Raw genomic sequence first — 23,949 nt, forward strand, 5'->3', positions numbered from 1 at the left:
CTCTTATTCCTGAGAATGTGCATGGGCGCGATTACGCGCTGTTTTATGTTCTAGCGCAGCGTTCACAAATCCCGAGAAGAGTGGGTGACCATCACGCGGCGTGGAAGTGAACTCCGGGTGGAACTGACAAGCCACGTACCAGGGGTGGTCGGCCAGTTCAATCACTTCGACCAGCGACTGGTCGACGCTCTTACCCGAAATCACCAGCCCAGTCTTTTCAAGTTCGTCAATAAACTGGTTATTGACTTCGAAGCGATGACGATGGCGCTCGACAATCTCATCAGCCCCGTAGGCGTCGCGTGCTTTGGTGCCAGATGCAAGATGACAAACCTGGCCGCCCAAACGCATGGTCCCGCCTAAATCAGACGCGGCGTCGCGAAGCTCAATCTTGCCTTCCGGGTTCAGCCACTCAGTGATCAACCCCACCACCGGATGCTGGGTATCGTGGGTAAACTCAGTCGAGTTGGCATCGCTCCAACCTGCTACGTTACGCGCAAACTCAATAACGGCCACCTGCATGCCCAGGCAAATACCCAGGTAGGGAACGTTATTTTCACGGGCAAACTGGGCCGTCAGGATCTTGCCTTCCACGCCGCGCTCGCCGAAACCGCCGGGCACCAGAATGGCGTCTTTGCCCGCCAAGCGTTCGGTGCCGTGGCGTTCAATGTCTTCAGAGTCAATATAGTCGACGTTGACCTTGATGCGACCTTGGATACCGGCATGAATCAGCGCTTCATTGAGCGACTTGTAGGCATCCAGCAGCTCCATGTATTTACCTACCATGGCGATGCTAACGGATTTGAGCGGATTGAGTTTAGAGTCCAGCACCTTCACCCACTCAGACAAATCGGCTTCGGGGGCTTCAAGGCGCAGCTTATCGCAAACGATCTCGTCCAGGCCGTGTTCGTGGAGCATCAGCGGAATGCGATAAATGGTATCGGCATCCTGCAGCGGTACCACGGCACGCTCTTCGACGTTGGTGAACAGGGCGATTTTGCGCCGCTCGCTCTCTTCCAGCTCCACTTCACTGCGACAAATCAGAATATCGGGCTGGATACCGATGGAGCGCAGCTCTTTGACGCTGTGTTGGGTCGGCTTGGTTTTGGTTTCACCCGCCGTCTTGATGTAGGGCACCAGCGTGAGGTGCATAAACAGCGCGCGGTTGGCACCCTGCTCACTACGTATCTGGCGGATCGATTCCAGGAACGGCAGTGATTCGATATCGCCGACGGTGCCGCCGATTTCGACCAGCGCCACATCGAACCCTTCGCCGCCCGCGTAAACGCGCTGCTTAATTTCGTCGGTGATGTGCGGGATGACCTGAACGGTGCCACCAAGATAATCGCCACGACGCTCCTTACGCAGTACGTGCTCATAAACGCGGCCAGTGGTGAAGTTGTTGCGCTGGGTCATTTTGGTGCGAATAAAGCGCTCGTAATGCCCGAGATCAAGGTCGGTTTCGGCGCCATCTTCTGTGACGAACACCTCACCGTGCTGGAAGGGGCTCATGGTGCCCGGGTCCACGTTGATGTACGGGTCGAGCTTGAGCATGGTGACCTTAAGGCCGCGGGCCTCTAAAATCGCCGCCAGCGAGGCGGAGGCGATGCCCTTGCCAAGAGAGGACACAACGCCGCCGGTCACGAAGATATATCGTGTCATGGATAACCTGTCGAAACGTGATCAGAAGGCACGGCAGAAAGCCACGCCAGGATGGGTCGACAGACTAGCAGATTACGACCTAAGGCTCAATTTGAACTGAGCAGCCAAAACCTACTCATTAATCACACTTGTGCAACCGCCCCAGCGATAGGTCTCCGCGAGGGCGCTGTGAACCCATCCCTGGGCGCTACTTTTGTCATCCATGACAAAAGACCCTCGCTACGACCTATCCCTGGTGCTGCGCTAAGCGTCAGACGCGCTCTTATACGCCCAGGTAATCCAGAATACCTTCCGCTGCCTGGCGGCCTTCGTAAATCGCCGTGACCACCAAATCAGAGCCGCGCACCATATCGCCACCGGCAAATATTTTTTCGTTGCTGGTTTGGAAAGCGTACTGGCCATGCTCCGGCGCGGTGACGCGGTCGCGCTCGTCGACCTGAATGTTGGCGCTGTCGAACCACGGCGCGGGGCTTGCCTGGAAGCCGAAGGCGATAACCACAGCATCCGCCGCAATGATCTCTTCAGAGCCGGGCACCACCTCAGGGCGCTGACGGCCGTTTTCATCGGGCTCACCCAAGCGTGTGCGAACCACCTTCACGCCTTCGACCTTCTCTTCACCCACTACCGCGACCGGCTGACGATTGAACAGAAACTCCACGCCCTCTTCACGGGCATTGGCCACTTCGCGGCGCGACCCCGGCATGTTGCCTTCGTCACGACGGTACGCACAGGTCACGCTGGTCGCATTCTGGCGAATGGAGGTGCGGTTACAATCCATCGCTGTATCGCCGCCGCCCAACACCACGACACGCTTGCCTTCCATGGAAATATAGTCGTTGGGGTCTTGCTCGAAGCCCAGGCAGCGATTGACGTTGGCAATCAGGAAATCGAGCGCCTTGTAAACGCCCGGCAGCTCTTCACCTGGAAAGCCACCTTCCATGTACTTATAGGTACCCATGCCCAGAAAGACCGCGTCGTACTCCTGCATCAAGGTTTCAAACTCGATATCGGTACCGATTTCGGTATTGAGACGGAACTCGACGCCCATTTCCTCAAAGACCGCACGGCGGCGTTCCATGACGTTCTTTTCCAACTTGAACTCAGGAATACCAAACGTCAGCAGGCCACCAATTTCAGGGTACTTATCAAACACCACCGGCTTCACGCCGTTACGGGCCAGAATGTCGGCACAGCCCAAACCGGCAGGGCCTGCACCAATAATGGCGACTTTTTTGTCGGTCCAGCTAACGTGGGACATATCCGGGCGCCAGCCCATAGCGAATGCCGTATCGGTGATGTACTTCTCCACCGACCCAATGGTCACCGCGCCGAAGCCGTCATTCAGCGTACAGTCGCCTTCGCAGAGGCGGTCCTGTGGGCAAACGCGGCCACATACTTCGGGCAGCGAATTGGTTTTATGTGACAGCTCAGCAGCTTCAATAATGTTGCCTTCCACCACCAGCTGTAGCCAGTTGGGAATATAGTTGTGCACCGGGCACTTCCACTCGCAGTAAGGGTTACCGCAGTGCAGGCAGCGATGCGCTTGGCTTGCCGCATCGGTGGGCTTGAACGGCTCATAAATTTCCGCAAACTCTTTAGCACGGGCGCGAGCGTCTTTCTTTTGTGGGTCCTTACGGCCCACATCGACAAACTGGAAATCGTTATTTAAACGGTTAGCCATGATCTTTTTCTCCTGTCAGCGTGAGGGGCATAAGCGGGCTATTCCGGCTGACGCCGAGACTGATCCAGCAAGCTACCCAGGCTGGCCGCTTTGGGTTTCACCAGCCAGAAGTGGCGCGCGTAATCGCTGAAGTCTTCTAAAATTTCCGCCCCACGCGCTGACCCCGTTGCAGCCACATAGGCTTCGATCATTTCACGCAGGTGACGACGATACGCCTCCATGACCTCTGTGTTGATACGATGAATCTCGACCAGCTCGTGGTTATATTTGTCCACGAAGGTGCGCTCCTCATCTAACACATAGGCAAACCCACCGGTCATGCCTGCGCCGAAGTTAACCCCGGTTTCGCCGAGCACGCAGACCAAACCGCCGGTCATATACTCGCAGCAGTGGTCGCCTGCGCCTTCGATGACGGCTGTCGCGCCAGAGTTACGTACCGCAAAGCGCTCGCCCGCCATACCGGCCGCAAACAGCGTACCGCCCGTAGCACCATACAAGCAGGTGTTACCGACAATAGCGGTCTTATGGCTTTCGAACTGACTGACTTTAGGCGGCACAATTACGATGCTGCCGCCGTTCATGCCTTTACCGACGTAATCGTTGGCATCGCCTTCCAAATAAAGGTTCAAGCCGCGCGCATTCCATACCCCAAAGCTCTGCCCCGCCACCCCAGTAAAGCGGGCGGTGATCGGTGCGTCTTCCAGGCCTTCGTCGCCATAGCGCTTGGCGATCGCGCCGGACGTTAGCGCAGCCACGCTCCGGTCACAGTTAGTAATAGTGAAATCAAATTCGCCGCCCGAGCGGTTTTCGATGGCATCTTTCAACGCCGCCAGCACTTCCTGGTTTTTAGCACCCGGGTCGTGAGGTACGTTACGGCTAACCTTGCAGAACTGCGGCGCATCTTTCGGCACAAAGTCATTCGCCAATAGCGGCGTCAGGTCGAGCTTACGCTGGGACGCTGTGTTGCCTTCAAGCACTTCCAGCAGGTCGGTGCGGCCAATTAGGTCGGTGAGCTTGCGTACACCCAGCATCGCCATTAACTCGCGCACTTCTTCGGCGATAAAGCGGAAGTAGTTTTTGACCATATCCACGGTGCCGCGGAAATGCTCGCCACGCAGAAAATCATCCTGAGTCGCCACACCGGTGGCACAGTTATTGAGGTGACAGATACGCAGGTACTTGCAGCCCAGCGCGACCATGGGCGCGGTACCGAAGCCGAAGCTCTCAGCGCCCAGAATCGCCGCCTTGACCACGTCGAGCCCGGTTTTCAAACCACCATCGGTCTGCAGACGGATCTTATCGCGCAGGCCGTTAATACGCAGCGCCTGGTGCACTTCGGGCAAGCCCAATTCCCAGGGCGAACCGGCGTGCTTGATCGAGGTCAGCGGGCTCGCCGCCGTGCCGCCATCATAGCCCGAGACCGTAATCAAATCGGCGTAGGCCTTGGCAACACCAGTCGCGATCGTACCGATGCCGGGCTCGGAGACCAGCTTGACCGACACTTGTGCGTCTGGATTGACCTGCTTGAGGTCAAAGATCAGCTGCGCTAGGTCTTCGATCGAGTAGATGTCGTGGTGCGGCGGCGGTGAAATCAGCGTAACGCCCGGTACTGCGTGACGCAGTCTGGCAATTAGCTGGTTGACTTTACCGCCGGGCAACTGACCGCCCTCACCGGGCTTAGCGCCCTGGGCGACTTTAATTTGCAGTACTTCTGCATTGACCAAATACGCCGGGGTAACACCAAAGCGACCCGAGGCGATCTGCTTGATCTTCGAACTACGGATAGTGCCGTAACGCGCTGGGTCTTCGCCGCCTTCGCCGGAGTTGGAACGACCACCGGCTTCGTTCATTGCCTGAGCCAGGGCTTCATGAGCTTCCGGGGAAAGCGCACCCAGTGACATGCCCGCGCTGTCAAAACGGGGCAGCAAGTCTTCAATCGGCTCTACTTCCTCCAGCGCAAGCGGCGTTTCAGCAGGTTTGAGCTTGAGCAAATCACGAATAGTAGCGACCGGACGCTCGTTAACCAGTTGCGCAAACTTTTTCCACTTAGTGTAGCTGCCTTCCTGCACGGCGGCCTGCAGTGTCATCACCACGTCGGGGTTATAGGCGTGATACTCGTGGCCGTGGACATACTTGAACATGCCGCCCTGGGAGATTCCTTTGCGGGGAGTCCAGGCATCTTTTGCCAGCAGCGCCTGCTGCATCTGCAACTCGGCAAATCCAGCGCCCTGAATACGCGACGCCATGCCCACAAAGCACAGGTCCATCACTTCATCGGCCAGGCCCACCGCCTCGAACAACATCGAGCCACGGTAGGAGGCCAGCGTCGATATACCCATTTTCGACAGAATCTTGAACAGACCTTTCTGTAGGCCTTTACGATAATTCTCGCGGCCGTCAGCCGGGTTGCCGGTCAGTTCGCCGATGCGGTGCATATCCGCCATGACCTGATAGGCAAGCCAGGGATAAACCGCTGTGGCACCCACACCAAACAGCACCGCCATCTGGTGAGCATCGCGTGCATAGCCGGTTTCGACCACGATATTGGCGTTGGGACGCAATGCCAAACGGCCTAAATGCGAGTGCACAGCCCCCACCGCCAAGGCAGCCTGAATGGGAATCAGCCCTTTCGCCAGCTCGGCGTCGGTAAGTACCAAAATGACCTTACCTGCGCGCACTTGTGCTTCAGCTTCTGCACAGAGCGCCTTGAGCGCCTGGTGCAGGCTCTGCTGCTCGGGGTCGTAACCCAGTGACAGCGTATGGCTGGCAAAGGCCGGGTCATCCTGGCTCACCAGCGCAGTAAACTTGCGCGGCGACAGCACCGGGGTCGTCAAAATCAAGCGATGCGCGTGCTCAGGCGTGGCTTTAAACACGTTCAGTTCGGCGCCACAGCAGGTTTCCAGCGACATGACGATCGCTTCGCGCAGTGGGTCGATCGGCGGGTTGGTGACCTGGGCAAACTTCTGGCGAAAGAAGTCCGTCAACAAGCGAGGCCGACTCGACAGCACCGCCATCGGTGTATCGTCGCCCATAGAGCCAACGGCTTCCTGACCGCTTTCCGCCAGCGGACGCAGCACTTGGTCGCGCTCTTCATTACTTACCTGGAAAAGTTTCTGCTGAACGTTCAGCGAGTCGGTATCCATGGTCTGGAAACGCGCAAGCTCGGTCAGCGCCGACTCCAAGTAGTTGGCTTCCTGCTTTAACCAGCGCTTATAGGGGTAGGCGGATTTCAGGCGCTGATCGATATCAGTAGTGTGCAGCACTTCACCGGTCTGGGTGTCCACGGCGAGCATCTGGCCAGGACCAACACGACCTTTGGCAACCACGTCTTCCGGCTTGTAGCCGTAGGTGCCCGTTTCCGAGGCCAACGTGATATAGCCGTTTTTGGTAATCACCCAGCGCGCCGGGCGCAGGCCGTTTCGGTCAAGCATACAGACCGCTTGGCGGCCATCGGTCATGACCACGCCCGCTGGGCCGTCCCACGGCTCCATGTGCATGGAGTTATATTCGTAGAACGCACGCAGTTCAGCATCCATGGTTTCGACGTTCTGCCACGCTGGTGGCACCATCATGCGCACCGCGCGATGAAGTTCCATTCCACCGGTCAGCAGCACTTCCAGCATGTTGTCCATGCTTGAAGAGTCAGAACCGGTGGTGTTGACGATCTCATCCAGCTCGGCGATATCCGGCAGGCGCTCGTTAACAAAGTTCGCTTTACGCGAGTTCGCCCAGCCGCGGTTGGCTTCAATGGTATTAATTTCGCCATTGTGCGCCAACAGACGGAACGGCTGTGCCAGCGGCCAACGAGGTGCGGTATTGGTCGAGAAGCGTTGGTGGAAAACGCAAATGGCAGTTTCTAGACGCGGGTCGTTCAAGTCCTGATAAAACGCCGGTAGATCCTCCGGCATCACCAAGCCTTTATAGGAGATAACTTCGGATGATAGCGATGCGACATAGAAGTCCTCTTCGTCACGCAACGCCTGTTCAGCGCGGCGACGAGCCATAAACAGGTCAACATCGAAGTGCTCACCCAGGCCAGGCTTTACAAACAGCTGGCGAATACGCGGCAGGCAATCCAGCGCCATGGGGCCACAAACGCTGGGATCCGTAGGCACATCGCGCCAACCCAGCACATTGAGCCCACGCGCTTCGAGTTCATGGGTCAAGGTATCGCGGGCATTCGCTTCACGGGCATCATCGTTGGGTAGAAACACGACGCCCACGGCAAAGCGTTCGCCCAAGTCGGCATCAAACGCCTCTTTGGCCAGCGCCTGCATAAAAGGGGTAGGCATTTTGAGTAGCAGACCACAGCCGTCGCCGGTTTTTCCGTCGGCAGCGATACCGCCCCGGTGGGTCATGCAGGTCAATGATTCGATGGCAGTTTTCAGCAAATCGTGGCTAGCCTGGCCTTCCATATGGGCAATCAGGCCAAAACCACAGTTATCGCGAAATTCGCCAGGCTGGTGAAGACCTCTATTCATGGGCGTGCCTCTACTAGTCAGCGTATTTTTTTAGCAGCTTTTATATGGTATAAAGGACGGTTTTGCTTTTTTTATGGTGTTTATAACCTGCCCAGAATAGGGTATTTCCCACGTAGGCTGCTGCAAGAAAATGGCCGGTAAGCATAGCGATTGGCGCCTACGTTGCGCAATCTCTTGACGCTCACAACGTTAGGGAAACCCTTTTCAAATCCTGCATTTGCAAACCCTCCGAGATGAAAAAAGCATACACTTCAAGCACTTGTAAATGCGTTAAACGATAAATAAACGAAAAGAATTAGATGCCATACTTTAGTCTAATGATGCTAAAAAACCCCATGCCGATAGCGCATAAGGCATGCGGATTATCTAAACCGCAGCCGGCAAACGAATGATTTTAGCTTTTCATCCCCACTTACAAACGACGGCAGGGCAGCCCTATTGTAGGGTTGCCCTGCCGTATGCGTTTTGCTGAAATAGATGTTCTAGAGTGGTTTAACAGCGAGGGTAATCGTCAAGCAGGGTAGCAAGCATTTCAACGGGCGTTGTATCGCTGACACAGGCATCACCCAGCGCATTAAGCAGCACTAGTCGCAGCCGGGTATCGATGTTTTTCTTATCTAGCCGCATGCGCGTTAAAAAGTCATCGCTGGACATGTTGGCGGGTGCCGCCAAGGGTAGCTCGGCGCTGTCAATCACCGCTAGGCTGCGCGCTAGTGCTGCATCATCAATCCACCCCAGCCGGTTTGAAAGCGTTGCCGCCATGGCCATGCCCGCGCCGACCGCTTCACCGTGCAACCAGTTGCCGTAGCCTTGATGCGCTTCAATGGCATGACCAAACGTGTGGCCCAAGTTGAGCAATGCACGCACGCCCTGTTCAGTCTCATCTTCGGCGACAATGTCTGCTTTGATTTGGCAACTGCGCGCAATGGCGTCTACGACTACTTCAGGCTCCACATCAAGCAGTGCGGGCATGTTGGCTTCCAGCCAGCTTAAAAACGCTTCGTCGCGGATCAGTCCGTACTTGATGACTTCGGCCAGCCCGGCGGAGAGTTCGCGTCGCGGCAGACTCCTCAGCGTATCGATATCCACCAGCACGGCTTTAGGCTGCCAGAAAGCACCGATCATGTTTTTCCCCAGTGGGTGATTCACACCGGTCTTGCCACCCACCGACGAATCTACCTGGGAAAGCAGCGTGGTCGGCACTTGGATAAACGCCACGCCGCGCTGATAGGAAGCTGCGGCATAGCCAACCATGTCGCCAATCACCCCACCGCCTAAGGCGATCAGAGTACAGCGACGGTTAAAACCGGATTCCAACAGCGCATCCCAAATACGGCTGACCTGCTCAATGTTTTTGTACTGCTCGCCATCAGGCAACACCAGCGTACGCACATCCAAATGATCGGGCAGGCTGGCACAGAGTTTTTCCAGATATAATGGCGCGATGGTCTCGTTGGTCACCACCATCACCTGTTTTCCGGCCAAGTAAGGTGTCAGCGTATCGGCCCGACCCATTAGCCCGGTACCAATATGAATCGGGTAGCTGCGCTCATCTAACGCAACATGAAGCGTGCGTGGCGCGCTGGCTGTCGAAGTCATGGGGATACCTTATGGTTAAGCGTTCCAGCCGCATGAGACGGCGACGAGGACTTCAGAGGGTCCACCAGCCGATGCACCCGACGCAGAATCTCATTCACTACTGCCCGCGGGCTACGCCGGTCGGTGCGCACCGCAATATCCGACGTCGCCCGATAGAGCGGATCACGTTGGGCAAACATATCCTTCAGCACCTGCTCACGGTTATCGCACTGCAAAAGCGGGCGATTGCGATCTTTTGCCGTTCGCTTGAGCTGCTGGTCGACAGTGGTCAGTAAATACACCACCGTGCCACGCTCGCGCAGTGCACGGCGGTTCTCTTCGCGCAGCACCGCACCACCGCCGGTGGCAACCACCACGGGGGAGAGCCGGGTTAACTCATCAATCATGTGAGCTTCCCGCAGGCGAAAGCCCTGTTCGCCCTCGACATCAAAAATCCAGGGTATATCCGCCCCGCAGCGATCTTGAATGGCGTGGTCACTGTCATAGAATTGGCGCGAAAGCTCGGCCGCCAACAGGCGACCAATAGTGCTTTTGCCAGCCCCCATGGGGCCTATGAGAAATAAGTTGGGTAAATCCTGCATCAGCGAACCGTTAAGCCATCGTCTAGGAGTCGTGGAGTAATAAAGACTAACAACTCTACCTTTTCATTGCTCTCTTCGGTATAGCGAAACAGTCTACCCAGCAAAGGAATATCGCCCAAAAGCGGTGTTTTGGCGATTTGGCGCAGTTCTTCAGTGGTCAAAATACCGCCTAGCACCACCGTTTGGCCGTTATCCACCAGTACCTGGGTCTCAATCTGGTTGGTATCAATTGGCGGCTCGCCGCCAAACTCAGACTCACGGAAGCTGTCATTTTTGATCACCAGATCCATGATAATACGGTTATCGGGGGTAATTTGCGGGGTGACTTCCAATGATAGCTCGGCTTCTTTGAACTCGGTATCCGGGTTGTCATTGCCATCCACACTTTGAAAGGCGCGCTCTTCACCCTGGCTAATTTTGGCGGTACGTTGATTGGCGGTAATAATTCTGGGCTGAGAAATAGTCTGGCTTTTACCCTCGCTTTCCAGTGCGCGCAGCTCTAAATCCAATAAAATATCACCGGATAAATAACCAAAACTAAAACCGGTGCCCGGCCCAGTGGCAGCGCCTAAATCCACGGTCAAGCCCCCTTGCGCCCGGTTAATGCCATTCGGGTTGATATCGCGTCGACTGAACGTGCCATCCTCCCCCTCTTGAAAGCCTCGGGTGCTCGACATGCCCCAGTTAATGCCCAGCTCGCGTGAAGCGGTGTCTCGGGCGATGACAATACGCGCTTCTATTTGCACCTGGCGGACGGCGACATCCAAGCGGTCAATGGTGCGCACGATATCGCGCACCTGATCAGCCGTATCCTGTACTAGCAACGTATTGGTGCGGTTATCAATGCTGACTCGCCCACGCTCGGTGAGCAGTCCAAAACCATCGCCTTCACCGCCGCGCAGCAGCTGGGCCAAATCCTCAGCTCGGGCGTACTTGATCTCGATGAACTCGGTCACCAGTGGCGAAAGGGTTTCAAGTTGATTGCGCGCTTCAAGCTCCTGGCGCTCCAAATCTGCCAGCTCACTGGCAGGTGCCACGACAATCACATTGCCCTGCTCTCGGCTCGACAACCCCTGACTTTGTAGAATTAACGCTAGCGCCTGGTCCCAAGGCACATCGTTTAAGTTAAGCGTTACTCGCCCCGTTACGCTGTCACTAGCCACTAGATTTAACCCAGTGAACTCGGCCAGCGTCGCTAGCACCGAACGCACTTCGATATCCTGAAAGTTAAGACTTAAACGTTCACCAGTGAAGCGCTCGCCTGTTGCCTGGGAGGATTGCGCTTCCTGGCCGGCGGGCTGCACTTCGACCGTCAGCGTCCGGCCACTCTGCGAGGAAATCATTGCATAAGCGCCCTGTGTGGCGATGGCCAACTGGGCATCACCCTGGTTGGTGCGGGGCGTAATCCGCGTGATCGGTGTAGCAAAATCGGTGACATCGTAGACCTGGTTAAGCGAGTCGGGAATGGCCACATCGCGCAAATTAACCAGCACTTGATCAGGGCCGCCTTCGCGGACGTCCGCCTCGACGCCTTCTCGGTCAAAAGTGACCATCAGCCGACCAGCGCCATCTGCGCCACGACGAAAATCAATATTCTCGATCTGCGGCCCTTCGTCAGTTTCAAGCCCCGCGGAAGCAATGCTGGGAGAAGGACGAGGAGAGCGGCTGCTGTCTGCCTCGAAGGTAAGCCGTAGACGGTTATCCTGCACACTAGATGTGAACGCCTGCGGCTCGCTGAGCGTTACCACCAAACGCGTTCGGCCATTGCCCTCCAAGGCAGTAATCTGCTCGATACCGTGGCGGTCCACTTTGATCCGCCGATTAGTGAGGCCACTTTGGGCCTCAGCCAAATCCAAGGCCACACGTGGAGGTGAATCCAAGCGGTAGCTGCGTAGTTCAGGCACACCACCAGTGAAGCTAAGGTCGACATTGACACCACCGTTGTCGGCGGGCTGCACATCAATATCGGTCAGCACCGAGGCAGCCGCCAGAGAAGGCAGTAATAAAAGTACTAATAAAAGTACTAATACAAGTACTGCGGCCATGGCCATAAAGAGAGTGTTTCGCCAAGCTGTAACTGCCATGAGCTATTATCCGCTTACTGGTAAAAAAGTGGCTACGTGATTAGCGCGCAGACCCTGCGTTGATAACGAGCGATGCTTGCCGCTCTTGCCAACCTTCCCGCTGGGTAAACACCCGTTCGATGATACGAACTTCTTGTGCGCTTACCTGGGCAATACGCCCATAATCAGTACCCATATAATTTCCCTCTTTCACGCTGGTCACATTACCATCCGGCGATGCAACCAGCGCCACCTGCCGTCCCGCCATCTGCATCGTACCGACCAATCTGAGTTCCTGCAGTGGAAACTGCTCCAGTGGCTCCGGCGTGCGCTGCTGGTCAGGGGCGAGAGCGCCCTCGTTACGATTAAGGCTGCCCTGGGCAATGGCTTCAGGCGGCAAAAAGGGGCTACGACCATCGCTATATAAGTAGGCTAAATCGCGGCTTTCGGGCATCGCGACAGTCATGCTCGGTGGCTGCCCCCCCGGCGATTGACGTATATCGGCCAAGACGCGTTCTAGCTGGGGCAAGTCTGCGTCCGCACAGCCTGCCAGCATCACTGTTGAGGCCATTAGGGTAATGACGGCGGCTCCCCTCACGACGAGCAGCGCTATTTGTTTTCGCCTCATAGCGCTTGCGCCTCATCACTGGCTGCCTGATCACTTTCCTCAATGTAGCGATAGGTACGGGCCAATAGCGAAAGACGCAGCGTGTCTCCACGCCCTTCAACTGACTCCAACGTAAAATCGTGCTGGGTCACCATCCGCGGTAACGAGGCAATATCGGCACTGAAGCGAGCTAACTGGTGATAACCGCCACGCACCTGTATATCAAGCGGTTGCTCGATATAATGGGCCTGCGTTAGCGTTGGACGCAGCCGAATCGTTTCAATCGTCAGGCGGTTTTCGACGGCGGCATCGCTGATGCTATCGAGCAACGAGGGGATTTCTGCATCGGTGGGAAGCATGGTGCGCAAACGCGCCATCTGCTCTTCCAGGGTAGCCAGCTGTTCACGCATTTCAGGTAAGAAGGCCGCTTCCGAGGCCTGACTGCGATACGCACTCAACAGCCTGACCTCTTCACGCTGGGCCGCGCCGAAAGCCTCGCGCTGTTCGCTCACCACTAACCACATCATGACACTCAATGCCGCCAGCAGTGCCAAACAACAGCACAAACCTTTTAACAGCAACGGCCAGCCACCGGCTTCCTTCACGTCGAGATCCCGCCAGTCGACATCGCGCAGGTTCTGCCATTCGATAGCCCACTGCTCGCGGTTAAGGCTCATGGTGTTCCTCTTTCCACGTCTTGACCCGCTTCTTGCAACTCTGCTGCCAGGGTCTGATTAACGTCAAAACGAAATAGCCGGCCTGTACCATTTTGGTCATTCTCAACCGCTGAGAGAGAGGGCACACCTAAACCAGGCAGCGCTGCAATACGTCGCAGTTGCTCAGAGACCTGCCGCTCACTACCTGCCACCGCCGTTACGCTAACGCTGTTACCGCTTTTCGCCAGCCGTTGATAAATGACGCCGTTAGCCACGCTATTCGCCACGTCATTAAATAGCTGCACGGTATTCGTTTGCTCGGCCTTTAATGCCTGGAACACCGCAATCTGCTCGCCTAAACGCTCAGCATCGCTTGCGTAGCGTGAAACACCGTCGATATCAGCATTAAGCTGCTCAATTTGATCACTCACGTAAGCATTGCGCTGTTCCTGGGCAGCCAGTTTGAGTTGGTAATATTGAGAGATCATCAGGCCAAGGGCTACGCCAAATACCAACATGCCTGCCACGATGGCGTAAAATTTGCGTGTTCGTTGCTCACGCTGCGCTTCACGCCAGGGCAAAAGATTAATAGTGATGCTCATTGGTTAATTCTCACTGGCTAACTCTCACTGGCTAACTCTCATTGACCATGCCTCATTGATTCACTCTCATCGCCAAGCCCCCTGCCGTGAGCATCGCGGGGGCATCATTAGTCAACGCCTGAAGATTTAAGCGCTTATTCACCAGCATGCGCTGGAAGGGGTTGGCAATCGTCACTGACATACCGCTGTCGTCGGCAATCCGCTCGGCAAGCCCTGGAATAACACTCGAACCACCTGCCAGCACAATGTGCTTCACCTCTTGCTGACGCCCGGCGGTATAGTAAAGCTGCAATGAGCGCCCCACTTGCTGCACCACGGTTTCCAAAAAAGGGTTAAGGACGCGCTCGTGATAATCATCAGGTAGCCCTCCACGCTTTTTAGCGAACCCTGCCTCCTCCATGCTCAATTCGTAGCGATCGCGGATCGCATCGGTTAGCTGCCGACCGCCAAACACTGTGTCGCGGGTATAAACGATGTGCCCGCCACGGACGACGTGAAAGGCGTTCATATTGGCGCCAATATCCACTAACCCAACGCAGGCGGTAGGGTCATTCTCAACCTCAAGCTGACGGCGCAGCTCAGCTAGCGAACGCTCCATAGCAAAGGTTTCAACGTCAACGGCGGCAGGCTCTAAGCCAGCTCGCTCTAATGTCTCAGTAAGCTGAGTTATATCCTGCTGCCGACAGGCGACCAGCATTACCTGCTGCTGCTCATCATCAAAGGGCGCGGGACCAAGGCACTGAAAATCAAACGCGACTTCATTGAACGGAAAAGGAATATGGCGGTCGGATTCGGCCACGATGCGCTCTTCAATCTCCTCTTCGTTTAGCCCGGCAGGAAAGCTCAGCGTTTTGGTAATCACTGCGCTCGCAGGAACGGCAACCGCTGCTTTGCGGGTAGAGGGCTTGGCGTGTTCCACGGCACGACTCAGTACACTAGCGACGTCATCAATATCGCGGATACGGCGCTCGACGACGGCGCCTTCGCGTAACGGCCTCACTGCATAGCTTTCAACTTGGTAATTATCGTGGCACTGTTTTAGCTCAAGCAGTTTAACGGTTGCCGATGTAATATCGACACCGATCAATCCCTTACCAGATTTTAGAAAGCGCATATTGGGTCTGGCTCCACCTGCTTGTCGCCCGTTTATCACACGTAGTTTGAGGTTACATGATTTTTAGTTAAGTCACACGCTAACGAACTTACGACATATCAACACTGGTGGTGGCCGCCTCAGCTTCCTATAATGGCAGCCAATTTCATGATACGGCCGTTTAGTTGCCGTACTTTTTATTCTTCCCGGGTGCTCTCTGTTCATGACGTTTCTTCGAACCCTTATTGTGTCGCTCTTTTTCCTGGTTGTATCGCTGGTCGGTGCCACCGCGTTAGCCGTGGTAGGTGCCGCCATTTACTTTGCCCCGGGGCTACCCGACGTTCGCCAACTGCAGGACTTCGAACTGCACACGCCGCTGCGCATTTTTACCCAGGACGGTAAATTGATCGGCGAGTTTGGTGAAGAGCGTCGCATGGCGATCAACTTTGATGAAATCCCCCAGGATATGATCAATGCCTTAATCGCAGCCGAAGATGCCAGCTATTTTGACCACGCAGGCGTCGACCCGCGCGGTTTGGCCAGGGCCGCCGTAGAGCTTGTGCAGAGTGGCGGCACCATCCAATCAGGCGGTTCGACCATCACCATGCAGGTCGCGCGTAACTATATGCTGACGCTAGACCAGACCTTTACACGTAAAATTCGTGAAATCCTGCTGGCGCTGCAAATGGAGCAAGTGCTCAATAAAGAGGAAATTTTTGAGCTTTACGTCAATAAGATATTCCTGGGGAATCGCGCCTACGGTATCGCTGCGGCTGCCGAAACCTATTACGACAAGCCACTCGCCGAGCTTAACCTGGCGCAAACGGCCATGATTGCTGGCCTGCCCAAGGCACCTTCCGCGTTTAATCCACTAGCTAACTCCGAGCGTTCGCTGATTCGTCGCAACTGGATCCTATTCCGCATGCGCGAGCTTGGGCATATCGACGATGAAACTTACCAAGTAGCCGTTCAAGATCCCGTCACCGCCCGCCGCCACTATACCCGAGCAGAAGTCGATGCCGCTTATGTCTCTGAAATGGCGCGCCAGTATGCTGTGGAGCGTTTCGGCGATGACGCTTACACTGGCGGCTATCGTATCTACACCACCATTGATAGCGAGCTGCAGCCCCTTGCCCGCCAAGCATTGGCCAATGGGTTGACTGACTATGACCTGCGCCACGGTTGGCGCGGACCGGAACAGCGTGATATTGCCGCAAGCCTGGTTGAAGCGCAGGAGCAAACGGCTATCCAAGGCCTGGAAGAAGAGCTTTCCGAATCGCCAGAGATCCGTCAGACCGCACGTCAAGCGGCCCAGCGCAGTCAAACGGAAGTCGAGGGGATCGAGGGCGACGTTAGTAACTGGGCTCAGGTGCTTGAACGTACGCCCAATTATGGGCTTCTCCAGCCCGCCATTGTGGTAGAGAGTAGCGGTCGAGAGATGCAGGTGCTTACCCGCCGCGGTGGCCTACAAACCATCGACTGGGAAGGCTTGAGCTGGGCTCGTCCTTACCTAAGCCCTCGGAGCCGCGGTGCCGAGCCCAGTTCGGCGGAAGAGATTGCGGTACGCGGCGATATGATTCGCGTGATTGAGGAGGAAGACGGTTCACTACGCCTCTCTCAGCGCCCGGATGCTGAAGGTTCGCTGGTCGCGCAAGATCCTCAAACAGGCGCTATTTTGGCGCTACAGGGCGGTTTTGACTTTAACGCCAGCAAGTTTAACCGTGCGGTACAGGCGCAGCGCCAGTCGGGCTCGATCTTCAAGCCCTTTATTTACTTAGCGGCCCTTGAAGATGGCGAGATGAATGCCGCCAGCGTCGTGAACGATGCGCCCGTGGTACTTGATGATGGCAGCGACTCCATATGGCGACCGGTCAACTCTAGCCGTGACTTTCAAGGCCCCATGCGCTTACGCCCCGCCCTTGCCCGTTCACGCAATTTGGTAACCATCCGCGTCCTTCAGACCATGGGGTTGGATCATACGATTGAATACCTGGAAGGCTTCGGCTTTGCACCTGGCCGTTTACCGCATGGGTTAGCACTGGCACTGGGTAGTGCAAGCCTGACGCCGATGGAAATGACCAACGCCTATGCCGTGCTTGCCAATGGCGGCTTCCAGGTATCGCCTTGGTTCATCGAGCGCGTCACCCGTGACGACGATAACGAAGTCATCGATGAAGCCACCCCACAGGTAGCCTGCCCAAGCTGTGCCGAAGACCAGGAAACAGTTGAAATTGATGGCCGCGAATATCCGGTAGCTAAACGAGTGGCCGACCCTGCCGCTGTTTACATTCTGCGCGATATGCTGCGTGACGTTATTACGTCGGGCACCGGTCGTGGCGCACTCAGCCTTAATCGTGACGATATCGTCGGTAAGACCGGCACCACTAACAGCCAGCGTGATGCTTGGTTTGCAGGGTTTAACAACAACCTGGTGACCACAGTATGGGTAGGCAAGGACAGCAACGAAACCATTGCCGAGTATGGCGCTAATGCCGCGCTACCTGTCTGGATAGAGTTTATGGGCAATGCCTTGGAGGGTACGCCTAGTGCCGTGCCCGAGCGCCCATCGACAGTGGTGACCGCGCAGGTAGACCCGGAATCAGGCCGACGCTTAGCGGACGGCCAGACGGGGGGTATTACCGAGCTGTTCCACCAGGATCACTTGCCGGACTACCAGCAGCGTCGCATCAGCCGCGAGCTGGAAGAAGCTAGTGGATCCCAGGGTTCAGGTACCGCTGAGTCGATCTTCTAAACCAGCCAATCCCATAGCACACCAAACAAAAGACCCACCAAACAAAAGGCCCGGAGATTAGATCTCCGGGCCTTTTCATTACTTATTATTTTTCACTATTTGTTACTTTTTCACTACTGGTTATACCGCCTTCCACTAACCGCTAACAGGCGTCGCGGTCGCTTCGCGTTTGCTGGCCAGCCAGTTAGCGCCAATGGCAACAATCATTACAACGACACCGGCAACCTCACTGAGCAGGTTGGGATAGAACACCGCAATGATCGCCCCGGTAATTGCGATACGTGGCAACCACGACATGCGGGTAAAGAGATACCCTTCCAACGCTGCCGCAAAAGCGCCCAACGCCAGAATGGCGATCACCCCGTTCCAGACCACCACCGGCACCGGGCCACCCATAATGATCTCTGGATTGAACACCATAAACAGCGGAATCAGGTAAAGTCCTTTGGCGAACTTCCACGCCTGGAAGCTGGTTTCCATCGGCTTACTGCCCGCAATCGCCGCCCCGGCAAAGCCTGCCAAGGCAATCGGCGGCGTTACGTTGGAGTCCTGGGAGTACCAGAACACCACCAGGTGTGCCACCAGTAACGGAATACCAAACTCTTGGGTAAGCGCTGGCCCTACCAGAACAATCAAGACGATATAGCTGGCGGTGACCGGCAGCCCCATCCCCAAAATCAAACTGGCCAACAGCACCATTAATAGCGCCAGTAGGATATTACCGCCCGAGAAGGCCAGCATCATTGAAGAGAACTTCAGCCCCAGGCCGGTTAAACCCACCACCCCAACGATAATCCCGGCGACCGCACAGGCCATGGAAACCGCCACCGCGTTGCGCGCACCTAACTCCAAGCCCTCAATTAGCTTGGCAAAGCCTGCGCGGATGACATCTTTAACGGCCGTCGCCGTCACCGGCTCGCCCTGGCGAGGCGCTACAAAGAAGAACCACAGCGCATAGCGAATGACCGCCACGGCCACCATGGTGACGACGGCGTAGTAGCCTACTCGCATCGGCGACATACTCATCGCCAGCAGCCAAACCAGCACGGCCAGTGGCAGCAGGAAATGCCAGCCCTCTTTCATGACTTGGCGCATCTGCGGCAGTTCTTCTTTGGGTAAGCCCTGCATGCCTTGCTTAAGCGCAATGATATGGACAAACAAATACACCGTCGCAAAATACATAATCGCCGGCAGGATACTGACTTTGACAATATCCAGGTACGGCGTGTTGGTGTATTCCGCAATCAAGAAAGCCCCTGCGCCCATTAGCGGCGGCATAATCTGGCCACCGGTCGAGGCTGCCGCTTCGATACCACCCGCCTGCTTGGGCTTGTAGCCCAGCCGCTTCATTAGCGGAATCGTAAAGGCACCCGTGGTGACGACGTTGGCAATGGCACTACCCGAAATAGAGCCCATACCCGCAGAAGCTAACACCGCCGCTTTGGCTGGCCCGCCACGCTGACGACCCGTGGCTGCATAAGCCATATCAATAAAGAATTTGCCCGCCCCGGTACACTCCAAAAAGGCACCAAACAGTACAAAGATAAAGATATACGTCGCGGCAACACCGAGCGGCAATCCAAAAATCCCCTCTTGCCCCAGGTAAAGCTGGCCGGCCACCCGGTCAATCGTGTAGCCGCGGTGTTCCAAAATACCGGGCATCCACTCGCCCAACCACGGCAGCTCGCCCCGCGGCCCGGCAAAGGCGTACACAATTGCCAACAGGCCAATCACGGTCATCCCAAAACCCACCGCCCGGCGACTGGCTTCCAGTACAGTGACCGTGGCGATGCAGGCAACCAGAATATCGGTGCTGTTCCAAAAACCCGCACGGCTGAAAATCTCATCCAGGTTGAGCACTAAGTAGCCCCCGGTCAGCACCGCACCGGCAAAAAACAGTAGATCAAGGCCCCAGCCCAACACCCCACGTTTACGCGTAGGGCCAAAAGCAGGAAACATTAAAAACGCTAGCATCATGATCAATGCCAGGTGAATACTACGCTGATAAAAAAGCCCTAAGGGCTGAATACCGGCTGAATAAAGCTGAAACAGGGAAAGACCCACCGCCACAATGGTGATTGACCACAGCACCATGCGGGGTTGAATCGCATTACCGCCCGGCATCACACTCGGCGGTTGCTTGGATTCGTTCATGAAGTCCTCGGAAGCGTTAACTAATGTCGTTTTTATCTACGCGGGGAAGCGTGAGGGGCTACCAGTTGAATGGTCACGCGTTGCCCAGCGGCGTACTCACTTAGGCTCACCGCAGGATGCTCACCGTCTGGCCACACCACTCGATGATTGACGGTTGGTGAACCTACTCTTAATACATACCGGTTATTGGCCACCGGCTCGTTAATCGCATTAATCCAGTAACCGCCTTTGCCGTCTGAAACCTGTTCGCCACGGCCAAAGATATGCCCAAGTCCTGCAGCGAAGTCAGGTTGATGGCTACGCTCCAATTGCATAACACCTTCAGCGTTACGATAGCAGTCCAGCACAGTGAAGTGCTCAACGGAGTGCTGCCACTTAATACACCAGCGGCTTCCAGAAGGCATCGCTTCGTCTACCAAGACGTCACCTTGTTCGGTCACCACGGCTAAGCGCATAAGCGCAGTCGCCGAAGCGGGGGAAGCCCCCGCTTCGGCGAGCGGACAACATGCAATGAGTAGCGCCACCAGTCGTTGTTGCCACTGCATGGCAATGTCCTTATGGCAATGTCTTTTAGCTGTTACGGGCGCAGACGATCCGGGATGTCAGCACCGACTTCTTCGAAATAACGCAATGCACCTGGGTGTAACGGCACGGGTGTTGATTCCATGGTGAACTTAACCGTGGTGTCGTTAGCTGCAGGGTGAACCGCAATCAGTTCATCAGTGTTTTCAAACAACAATTGCGTCAGTTGGTAAGCCAGTTCTTCGTCCATATCGGCATTAACGACGAGCACGTTAGGAATACCAATGGTCTGCACGGCTTCGTCCATACCGTCATACATACCGGCGGCAAGCTCGTAGGGGGCGAAAACTTCTTCTTCTGCCTGAGCATTGGCCACTTCTTCATCAGAAAGGCTAATCAGACGAATATCGCGTGTTGCAGCCAGGTTGAGAATGGAACTCGTCGGCGGCCCAACGCTCCAGAAACCAGCGTCGATATCACCGTCACGAATTGCATCGGCGGTTTCGTTGAAGTTAAGACGCTGAGGTGTGAAGTCTTCATAGCTAATGCCATTGGCTTCAAGCAGCGCGCGTGCATTCAGTTCGGTACCGCTACCCGGCGCACCCACGGAAACGCGCTTGCCTGCCAGGTCAGCGATCGACTCGATATCCGACTCGGCCAGGGTTACCAGTTGCACCGCGTTGGGATAAACCGAGGCCAATGCGCGCGTGTTTTCAATCTGGCGACCTTCAAAATCATCCGTGCCGGTGTAGGCTTGATAAACCGTATCGGCCAGTGCCAACGCAAGGTCCGCATCGCCGCGCATGATCAGGCCCATATTTTCAACCGAGGCACCGGTCACTTCAGCAGTCGCTTGAGCACCTTCGATATGGTTGTTGATCATTTCGGCAAAACCACCGCCGATAGGGTAGTAAACGCCACCGGTACCGCCAGTCGCGATTGAGAGTTGTTGAGCGCTTGCGGGAAGCGCGACCGCGAGCATAGAAGCGGCAGCGGCTGTGGTGTATAGAGAGCGTAGAGTTCGCATGAGCGTTTCCTCCGTCCTGTTTGGACTTATAGGTATGGTTGACAATCAAAGGAGGTGTTGAAGCCCCAACTTCTGCTTGATCCATAGGCAACCAGAAGCGGTGGAGGAGAAGTTAGCACGGCTTATGCGTTAGATGCTAATAGAGGTTATCAGCGCAACGGTGCCTTAATCTGCTGTTCAATGACTGCGCTGCAGGCCCGTTCTAAATGGTTATTTGCTCAAGAAAATGACGAATCTCCGCATAAATGCCTTACCCTATGCCAAATTGTTAATATTTTTTGGTAATAGCCGACAATTTTTACCCCTTATTGTCAAACGCCCAGGAGCCACACTGCTATGGAGTCAGGTTTTACGTCGTCAAGCGCGCCTCGCCAAAATCTAGCCATTAGCGCTTATCGCCAACTCAAGCATGACATTATTCGTGGCCGCTACGCTCCTGAACAGAAGCTGCTAATGAGCCATTTGAAAGACCATTACGGCGCCAGCACCGGGCCCTTGCGGGAGGCGCTCTCACAACTAGTCGCTGACCGCCTAGTAGTGGCGATCAGCCAGCGAGGCTACCGCGTAGCCCCGATGTCACTGGCAGAACTCAACGATATTTATGATGCTCGCGCTCAGCTTGAAGGGCTGATACTGCGTTTGGCGATAGAGCGTGGCGACGACGACTGGGAAGCCACGGTGCTGGCCACCGCGCACCGGTTAGCGAAAGTCACCGACGTCAGCACGCCCGATGATCTGCTCGACATCTGGGATCAGCGGCACAAAGCTTTCCATACCGCCATCGCCAGTGGCTGCAACTCCCCTCACCTATTGCAAATGCGCAATACCCTGTTTGATCAGGTGGAGCGTTACCGCCACCTATGGCTTCAAGAAACCGTGATGTCATCTCAAGCGCTAGAGCTTAAGCGGCAGGAACATGCGGCACTGGTAGAGGTTATTTTAGCCAGGAATACAGACCAGGCCGACACGATGATGCGGGACCACTTGATGACCCCGGTGCCGATTATTACGCGCGTGCTCAAAGCACGGGGTATCACCTAGCCACGTGACACCACCTAGTCAGGTCGTATCAATTAAATTCTGCGTTTTAAAAAAATGTAGATATTTTAAAAAAACGGCGATACATTGATTGCAAGCACCTTTGCAACTTCTTACGACCGCCCATTTCATCGCTGTAGGCGCTACGCTCTTTAGTGACCGTCAAGTTAGTGACCGTCAAGTTAGTGACCGTCAAGAAAAGTGACTGCCATAAAAGCGCCTGCCGAACGAATAAAGGAATCCATGCCATGACACATTTTAACTGGGACGACCCGCTGCTCCTGGAACAACAGCTCACTGATGAAGAGCGCCAGATCCGCGATGCGGCCTACGATTATTGCCAGGAAAACCTTCAGCCCCGAGTGCTAACCGCTTTCCGCGAAGAGCGCTTTGACCGCGAAATAATGACTGAGATGGGCGAGCTTGGTCTGCTCGGCGCCACCGTTTCCCCCGAGTACGGCGGCGCAGGCGTTAATCACGTGGCCTACGGTTTGATCGCCCGTGAAGTCGAGCGTGTTGACTCCGGCTATCGTTCCGCCATGAGTGTGCAGTCCTCGCTGGTGATGTACCCCATCGAAACGTACGGCTCTGAAGAGCAGAAGCAGAAATTCCTGCCCAAGCTTGCCAGTGGCGAAATGGTCGGCTGCTTTGGTCTGACCGAGCCTGATCACGGCTCCGACCCCGGCAACATGATTACCCGGGCGGAAAAAGTCGACGGTGGCTATCGCCTGACCGGCGCCAAAATGTGGATCACCAACAGTCCGATCGCCGATATCGCGGTAGTTTGGGCGAAGTCAGCAGCCCACGATAATCAAATTAAAGGCTTTATCGTTGAGCGCGGCACTGAAGGCTTCACCACGCCTAAAATCGAGGGCAAGGTGTCACTGCGTGCATCGATTACCGGTGAGATCGTACTGGATAACGCCTTCGTTCCTGAAGAGAACCTGCTGCCCAACGTCAGCGGCCTGAAAGGCCCGTTCGGCTGCCTGAACAAAGCACGCTACGGCATCGCCTGGGGTGTTATGGGTACCGCGGAGTTCTGCTGGCACGCAGCACGTCAATACACGCTAGACCGCAAGCAGTTTGGCCGCCCGCTGGCTGCCAACCAGTTGATCCAGAAAAAGCTCGCCGATATGCAAACCGAGATAACACTGGGCTTGCAAGCAGCGCTGCAGGTAGGCCGCCTCATGGATAGCGGCAACTGGGCACCGGAAATGGTGTCACTGATCAAACGTAACAACTGCGGCAAAGCGCTGGATATTGCTCGCCAGTCCCGCGATATGCACGGCGGCAACGGCGTTTCTGACGAGTACGGGGTTATTCGTCATATGGTCAACCTGGAATCAGTGAATACCTACGAAGGTACCCACGATGTTCACGCCTTAATTCTTGGCCGCGCGCAGACAGGCATTCAGTCGTTCTTTTAAACGCTAT

General features: G+C 55.7%; 16 protein-coding genes. 3 read left to right on the forward strand and 13 right to left on the reverse strand.

All coding sequences use genetic code 11. The features are described from left to right. Positions 1–3: 3 nt before the first annotated feature. The 10 genes from ACUVOF_RS03145 to pilM all read right to left on the reverse strand — a co-directional run bounded on the left by ACUVOF_RS03145 (position 4) and on the right by pilM (position 15,043). Complete coding sequence (locus ACUVOF_RS03145; protein ID WP_447042975.1) at positions 4–1,659, reverse strand: CTP synthase; 1,656 nt, start codon at positions 1,657–1,659, stop codon at positions 4–6. 262 nt (positions 1,660–1,921) lie between these two features. Beyond that, positions 1,922–3,340, reverse strand: a complete 1,419-nt coding sequence (locus ACUVOF_RS03150; protein ID WP_447042976.1) for an FAD-dependent oxidoreductase — start codon at positions 3,338–3,340, stop codon at positions 1,922–1,924. 38 nt (positions 3,341–3,378) lie between these two features. Next, the gene (gene gltB, locus ACUVOF_RS03155) at positions 3,379–7,821 is read right to left on the reverse strand and encodes a glutamate synthase large subunit (RefSeq protein ID WP_447042977.1); all 4,443 of its coding nucleotides are present in this window, start codon (positions 7,819–7,821) and stop codon (positions 3,379–3,381) included. 492 nt (positions 7,822–8,313) lie between these two features. Beyond that, positions 8,314–9,420, reverse strand: a complete 1,107-nt coding sequence (gene aroB, locus ACUVOF_RS03160) for a 3-dehydroquinate synthase (protein WP_447042978.1) — start codon at positions 9,418–9,420, stop codon at positions 8,314–8,316. Beyond that, positions 9,417–10,001, reverse strand: coding sequence for a shikimate kinase AroK (gene aroK, locus ACUVOF_RS03165; protein ID WP_447042979.1), 585 nt, complete (start codon positions 9,999–10,001; stop codon positions 9,417–9,419). The genes aroB and aroK overlap by 4 nt, the downstream gene beginning before the upstream one ends. Beyond that, positions 10,001–12,085, reverse strand: a complete 2,085-nt coding sequence (gene pilQ, locus ACUVOF_RS03170) for a type IV pilus secretin PilQ (RefSeq protein WP_447042980.1) — start codon at positions 12,083–12,085, stop codon at positions 10,001–10,003. The genes aroK and pilQ overlap by 1 nt, the downstream gene beginning before the upstream one ends. Before the next feature lie 40 nt (positions 12,086–12,125). Beyond that, on the reverse strand, positions 12,126–12,692 hold the full coding sequence (locus ACUVOF_RS03175) for a pilus assembly protein PilP (protein ID WP_447042981.1): 567 nt from the start codon (positions 12,690–12,692) through the stop codon (positions 12,126–12,128). Continuing rightward, positions 12,689–13,348: a type 4a pilus biogenesis protein PilO gene (locus tag ACUVOF_RS03180; RefSeq protein ID WP_447042982.1), complete on the reverse strand. Its 660-nt coding sequence runs from the start codon at positions 13,346–13,348 to the stop codon at positions 12,689–12,691. The genes ACUVOF_RS03175 and ACUVOF_RS03180 overlap by 4 nt, the downstream gene beginning before the upstream one ends. After that, complete coding sequence (locus ACUVOF_RS03185) at positions 13,345–13,929, reverse strand: PilN domain-containing protein (protein ID WP_447042983.1); 585 nt, start codon at positions 13,927–13,929, stop codon at positions 13,345–13,347. The genes ACUVOF_RS03180 and ACUVOF_RS03185 overlap by 4 nt, the downstream gene beginning before the upstream one ends. 52 nt (positions 13,930–13,981) lie before the next feature. Continuing rightward, on the reverse strand, positions 13,982–15,043 hold the full coding sequence (pilM, locus tag ACUVOF_RS03190; RefSeq protein ID WP_447042984.1) for a type IV pilus assembly protein PilM: 1,062 nt from the start codon (positions 15,041–15,043) through the stop codon (positions 13,982–13,984). Between the two features lie 202 nt (positions 15,044–15,245). Here pilM and ACUVOF_RS03195 point away from each other — a divergent pair, with 202 nt between their 5' ends. Next, on the forward strand, positions 15,246–17,774 hold the full coding sequence (locus ACUVOF_RS03195; RefSeq protein ID WP_447042985.1) for a penicillin-binding protein 1A: 2,529 nt from the start codon (positions 15,246–15,248) through the stop codon (positions 17,772–17,774). Positions 17,775–17,909: 135 nt separating this feature from the next. On the opposite strand, the gene ACUVOF_RS03200 is transcribed toward ACUVOF_RS03195, so the two are convergent. The 3 genes from ACUVOF_RS03200 to ACUVOF_RS03210 are packed head-to-tail and all read right to left on the reverse strand — an operon-like array spanning position 17,910 to position 21,477. Beyond that, the gene (locus tag ACUVOF_RS03200; protein WP_447042986.1) at positions 17,910–19,928 is read right to left on the reverse strand and encodes a TRAP transporter permease; all 2,019 of its coding nucleotides are present in this window, start codon (positions 19,926–19,928) and stop codon (positions 17,910–17,912) included. 32 nt (positions 19,929–19,960) lie between these two features. Continuing rightward, a complete protein-coding gene (locus tag ACUVOF_RS03205) occupies positions 19,961–20,473 on the reverse strand; it encodes a DUF1850 domain-containing protein (protein WP_447042987.1) in 513 nt (170 codons plus the stop codon). A 32-nt stretch (positions 20,474–20,505) separates the two neighbouring features. After that, a complete protein-coding gene (locus ACUVOF_RS03210) occupies positions 20,506–21,477 on the reverse strand; it encodes a TAXI family TRAP transporter solute-binding subunit (protein WP_447042988.1) in 972 nt (323 codons plus the stop codon). 336 nt (positions 21,478–21,813) lie between these two features. Between ACUVOF_RS03210 and csiR the strand changes: the two genes are divergently transcribed. Together csiR and ACUVOF_RS03220 are read left to right on the forward strand one after the other, a co-directional pair. Next, complete coding sequence (gene csiR, locus ACUVOF_RS03215) at positions 21,814–22,518, forward strand: DNA-binding transcriptional regulator CsiR (RefSeq protein ID WP_447042989.1); 705 nt, start codon at positions 21,814–21,816, stop codon at positions 22,516–22,518. Between the two features lie 245 nt (positions 22,519–22,763). After that, entirely contained in the window at positions 22,764–23,942 is a 1,179-nt protein-coding gene (locus ACUVOF_RS03220; RefSeq protein ID WP_035576748.1) for an acyl-CoA dehydrogenase, read from the forward strand. Positions 23,943–23,949 lie beyond the last annotated feature (7 nt).

This window comes from Vreelandella sp. H-I2 (assembly GCF_052959335.1).

What these genes read in the sequence shown, in the direction of transcription:
- ACUVOF_RS03205 (WP_447042987.1), bottom strand. Translation starts at nt 20,473, where the DNA reads ATGCAGTGGCAACAACGACTGGTGGCGCTACTCATTGCATGTTGTCCG.
- ACUVOF_RS03145 (WP_447042975.1), bottom strand. Translation starts at nt 1,659, where the DNA reads ATGACACGATATATCTTCGTGACCGGCGGCGTTGTGTCCTCTCTTGGC.
- ACUVOF_RS03210 (WP_447042988.1), bottom strand. Translation starts at nt 21,477, where the DNA reads ATGCGAACTCTACGCTCTCTATACACCACAGCCGCTGCCGCTTCTATG.
- ACUVOF_RS03200 (WP_447042986.1), bottom strand. Translation starts at nt 19,928, where the DNA reads ATGAACGAATCCAAGCAACCGCCGAGTGTGATGCCGGGCGGTAATGCG.
- aroK (WP_447042979.1), bottom strand. Translation starts at nt 10,001, where the DNA reads ATGCAGGATTTACCCAACTTATTTCTCATAGGCCCCATGGGGGCTGGC.
- ACUVOF_RS03150 (WP_447042976.1), bottom strand. Translation starts at nt 3,340, where the DNA reads ATGGCTAACCGTTTAAATAACGATTTCCAGTTTGTCGATGTGGGCCGT.
- csiR (WP_447042989.1), top strand. Translation starts at nt 21,814, where the DNA reads ATGGAGTCAGGTTTTACGTCGTCAAGCGCGCCTCGCCAAAATCTAGCC.
- ACUVOF_RS03220 (WP_035576748.1), top strand. Translation starts at nt 22,764, where the DNA reads ATGACACATTTTAACTGGGACGACCCGCTGCTCCTGGAACAACAGCTC.
- ACUVOF_RS03180 (WP_447042982.1), bottom strand. Translation starts at nt 13,348, where the DNA reads ATGAGCCTTAACCGCGAGCAGTGGGCTATCGAATGGCAGAACCTGCGC.
- pilM (WP_447042984.1), bottom strand. Translation starts at nt 15,043, where the DNA reads ATGCGCTTTCTAAAATCTGGTAAGGGATTGATCGGTGTCGATATTACA.
- ACUVOF_RS03175 (WP_447042981.1), bottom strand. Translation starts at nt 12,692, where the DNA reads ATGAGGCGAAAACAAATAGCGCTGCTCGTCGTGAGGGGAGCCGCCGTC.
- ACUVOF_RS03185 (WP_447042983.1), bottom strand. Translation starts at nt 13,929, where the DNA reads ATGAGCATCACTATTAATCTTTTGCCCTGGCGTGAAGCGCAGCGTGAG.
- gltB (WP_447042977.1), bottom strand. Translation starts at nt 7,821, where the DNA reads ATGAATAGAGGTCTTCACCAGCCTGGCGAATTTCGCGATAACTGTGGT.
- pilQ (WP_447042980.1), bottom strand. Translation starts at nt 12,085, where the DNA reads ATGGCAGTTACAGCTTGGCGAAACACTCTCTTTATGGCCATGGCCGCA.
- ACUVOF_RS03195 (WP_447042985.1), top strand. Translation starts at nt 15,246, where the DNA reads ATGACGTTTCTTCGAACCCTTATTGTGTCGCTCTTTTTCCTGGTTGTA.
- aroB (WP_447042978.1), bottom strand. Translation starts at nt 9,420, where the DNA reads ATGACTTCGACAGCCAGCGCGCCACGCACGCTTCATGTTGCGTTAGAT.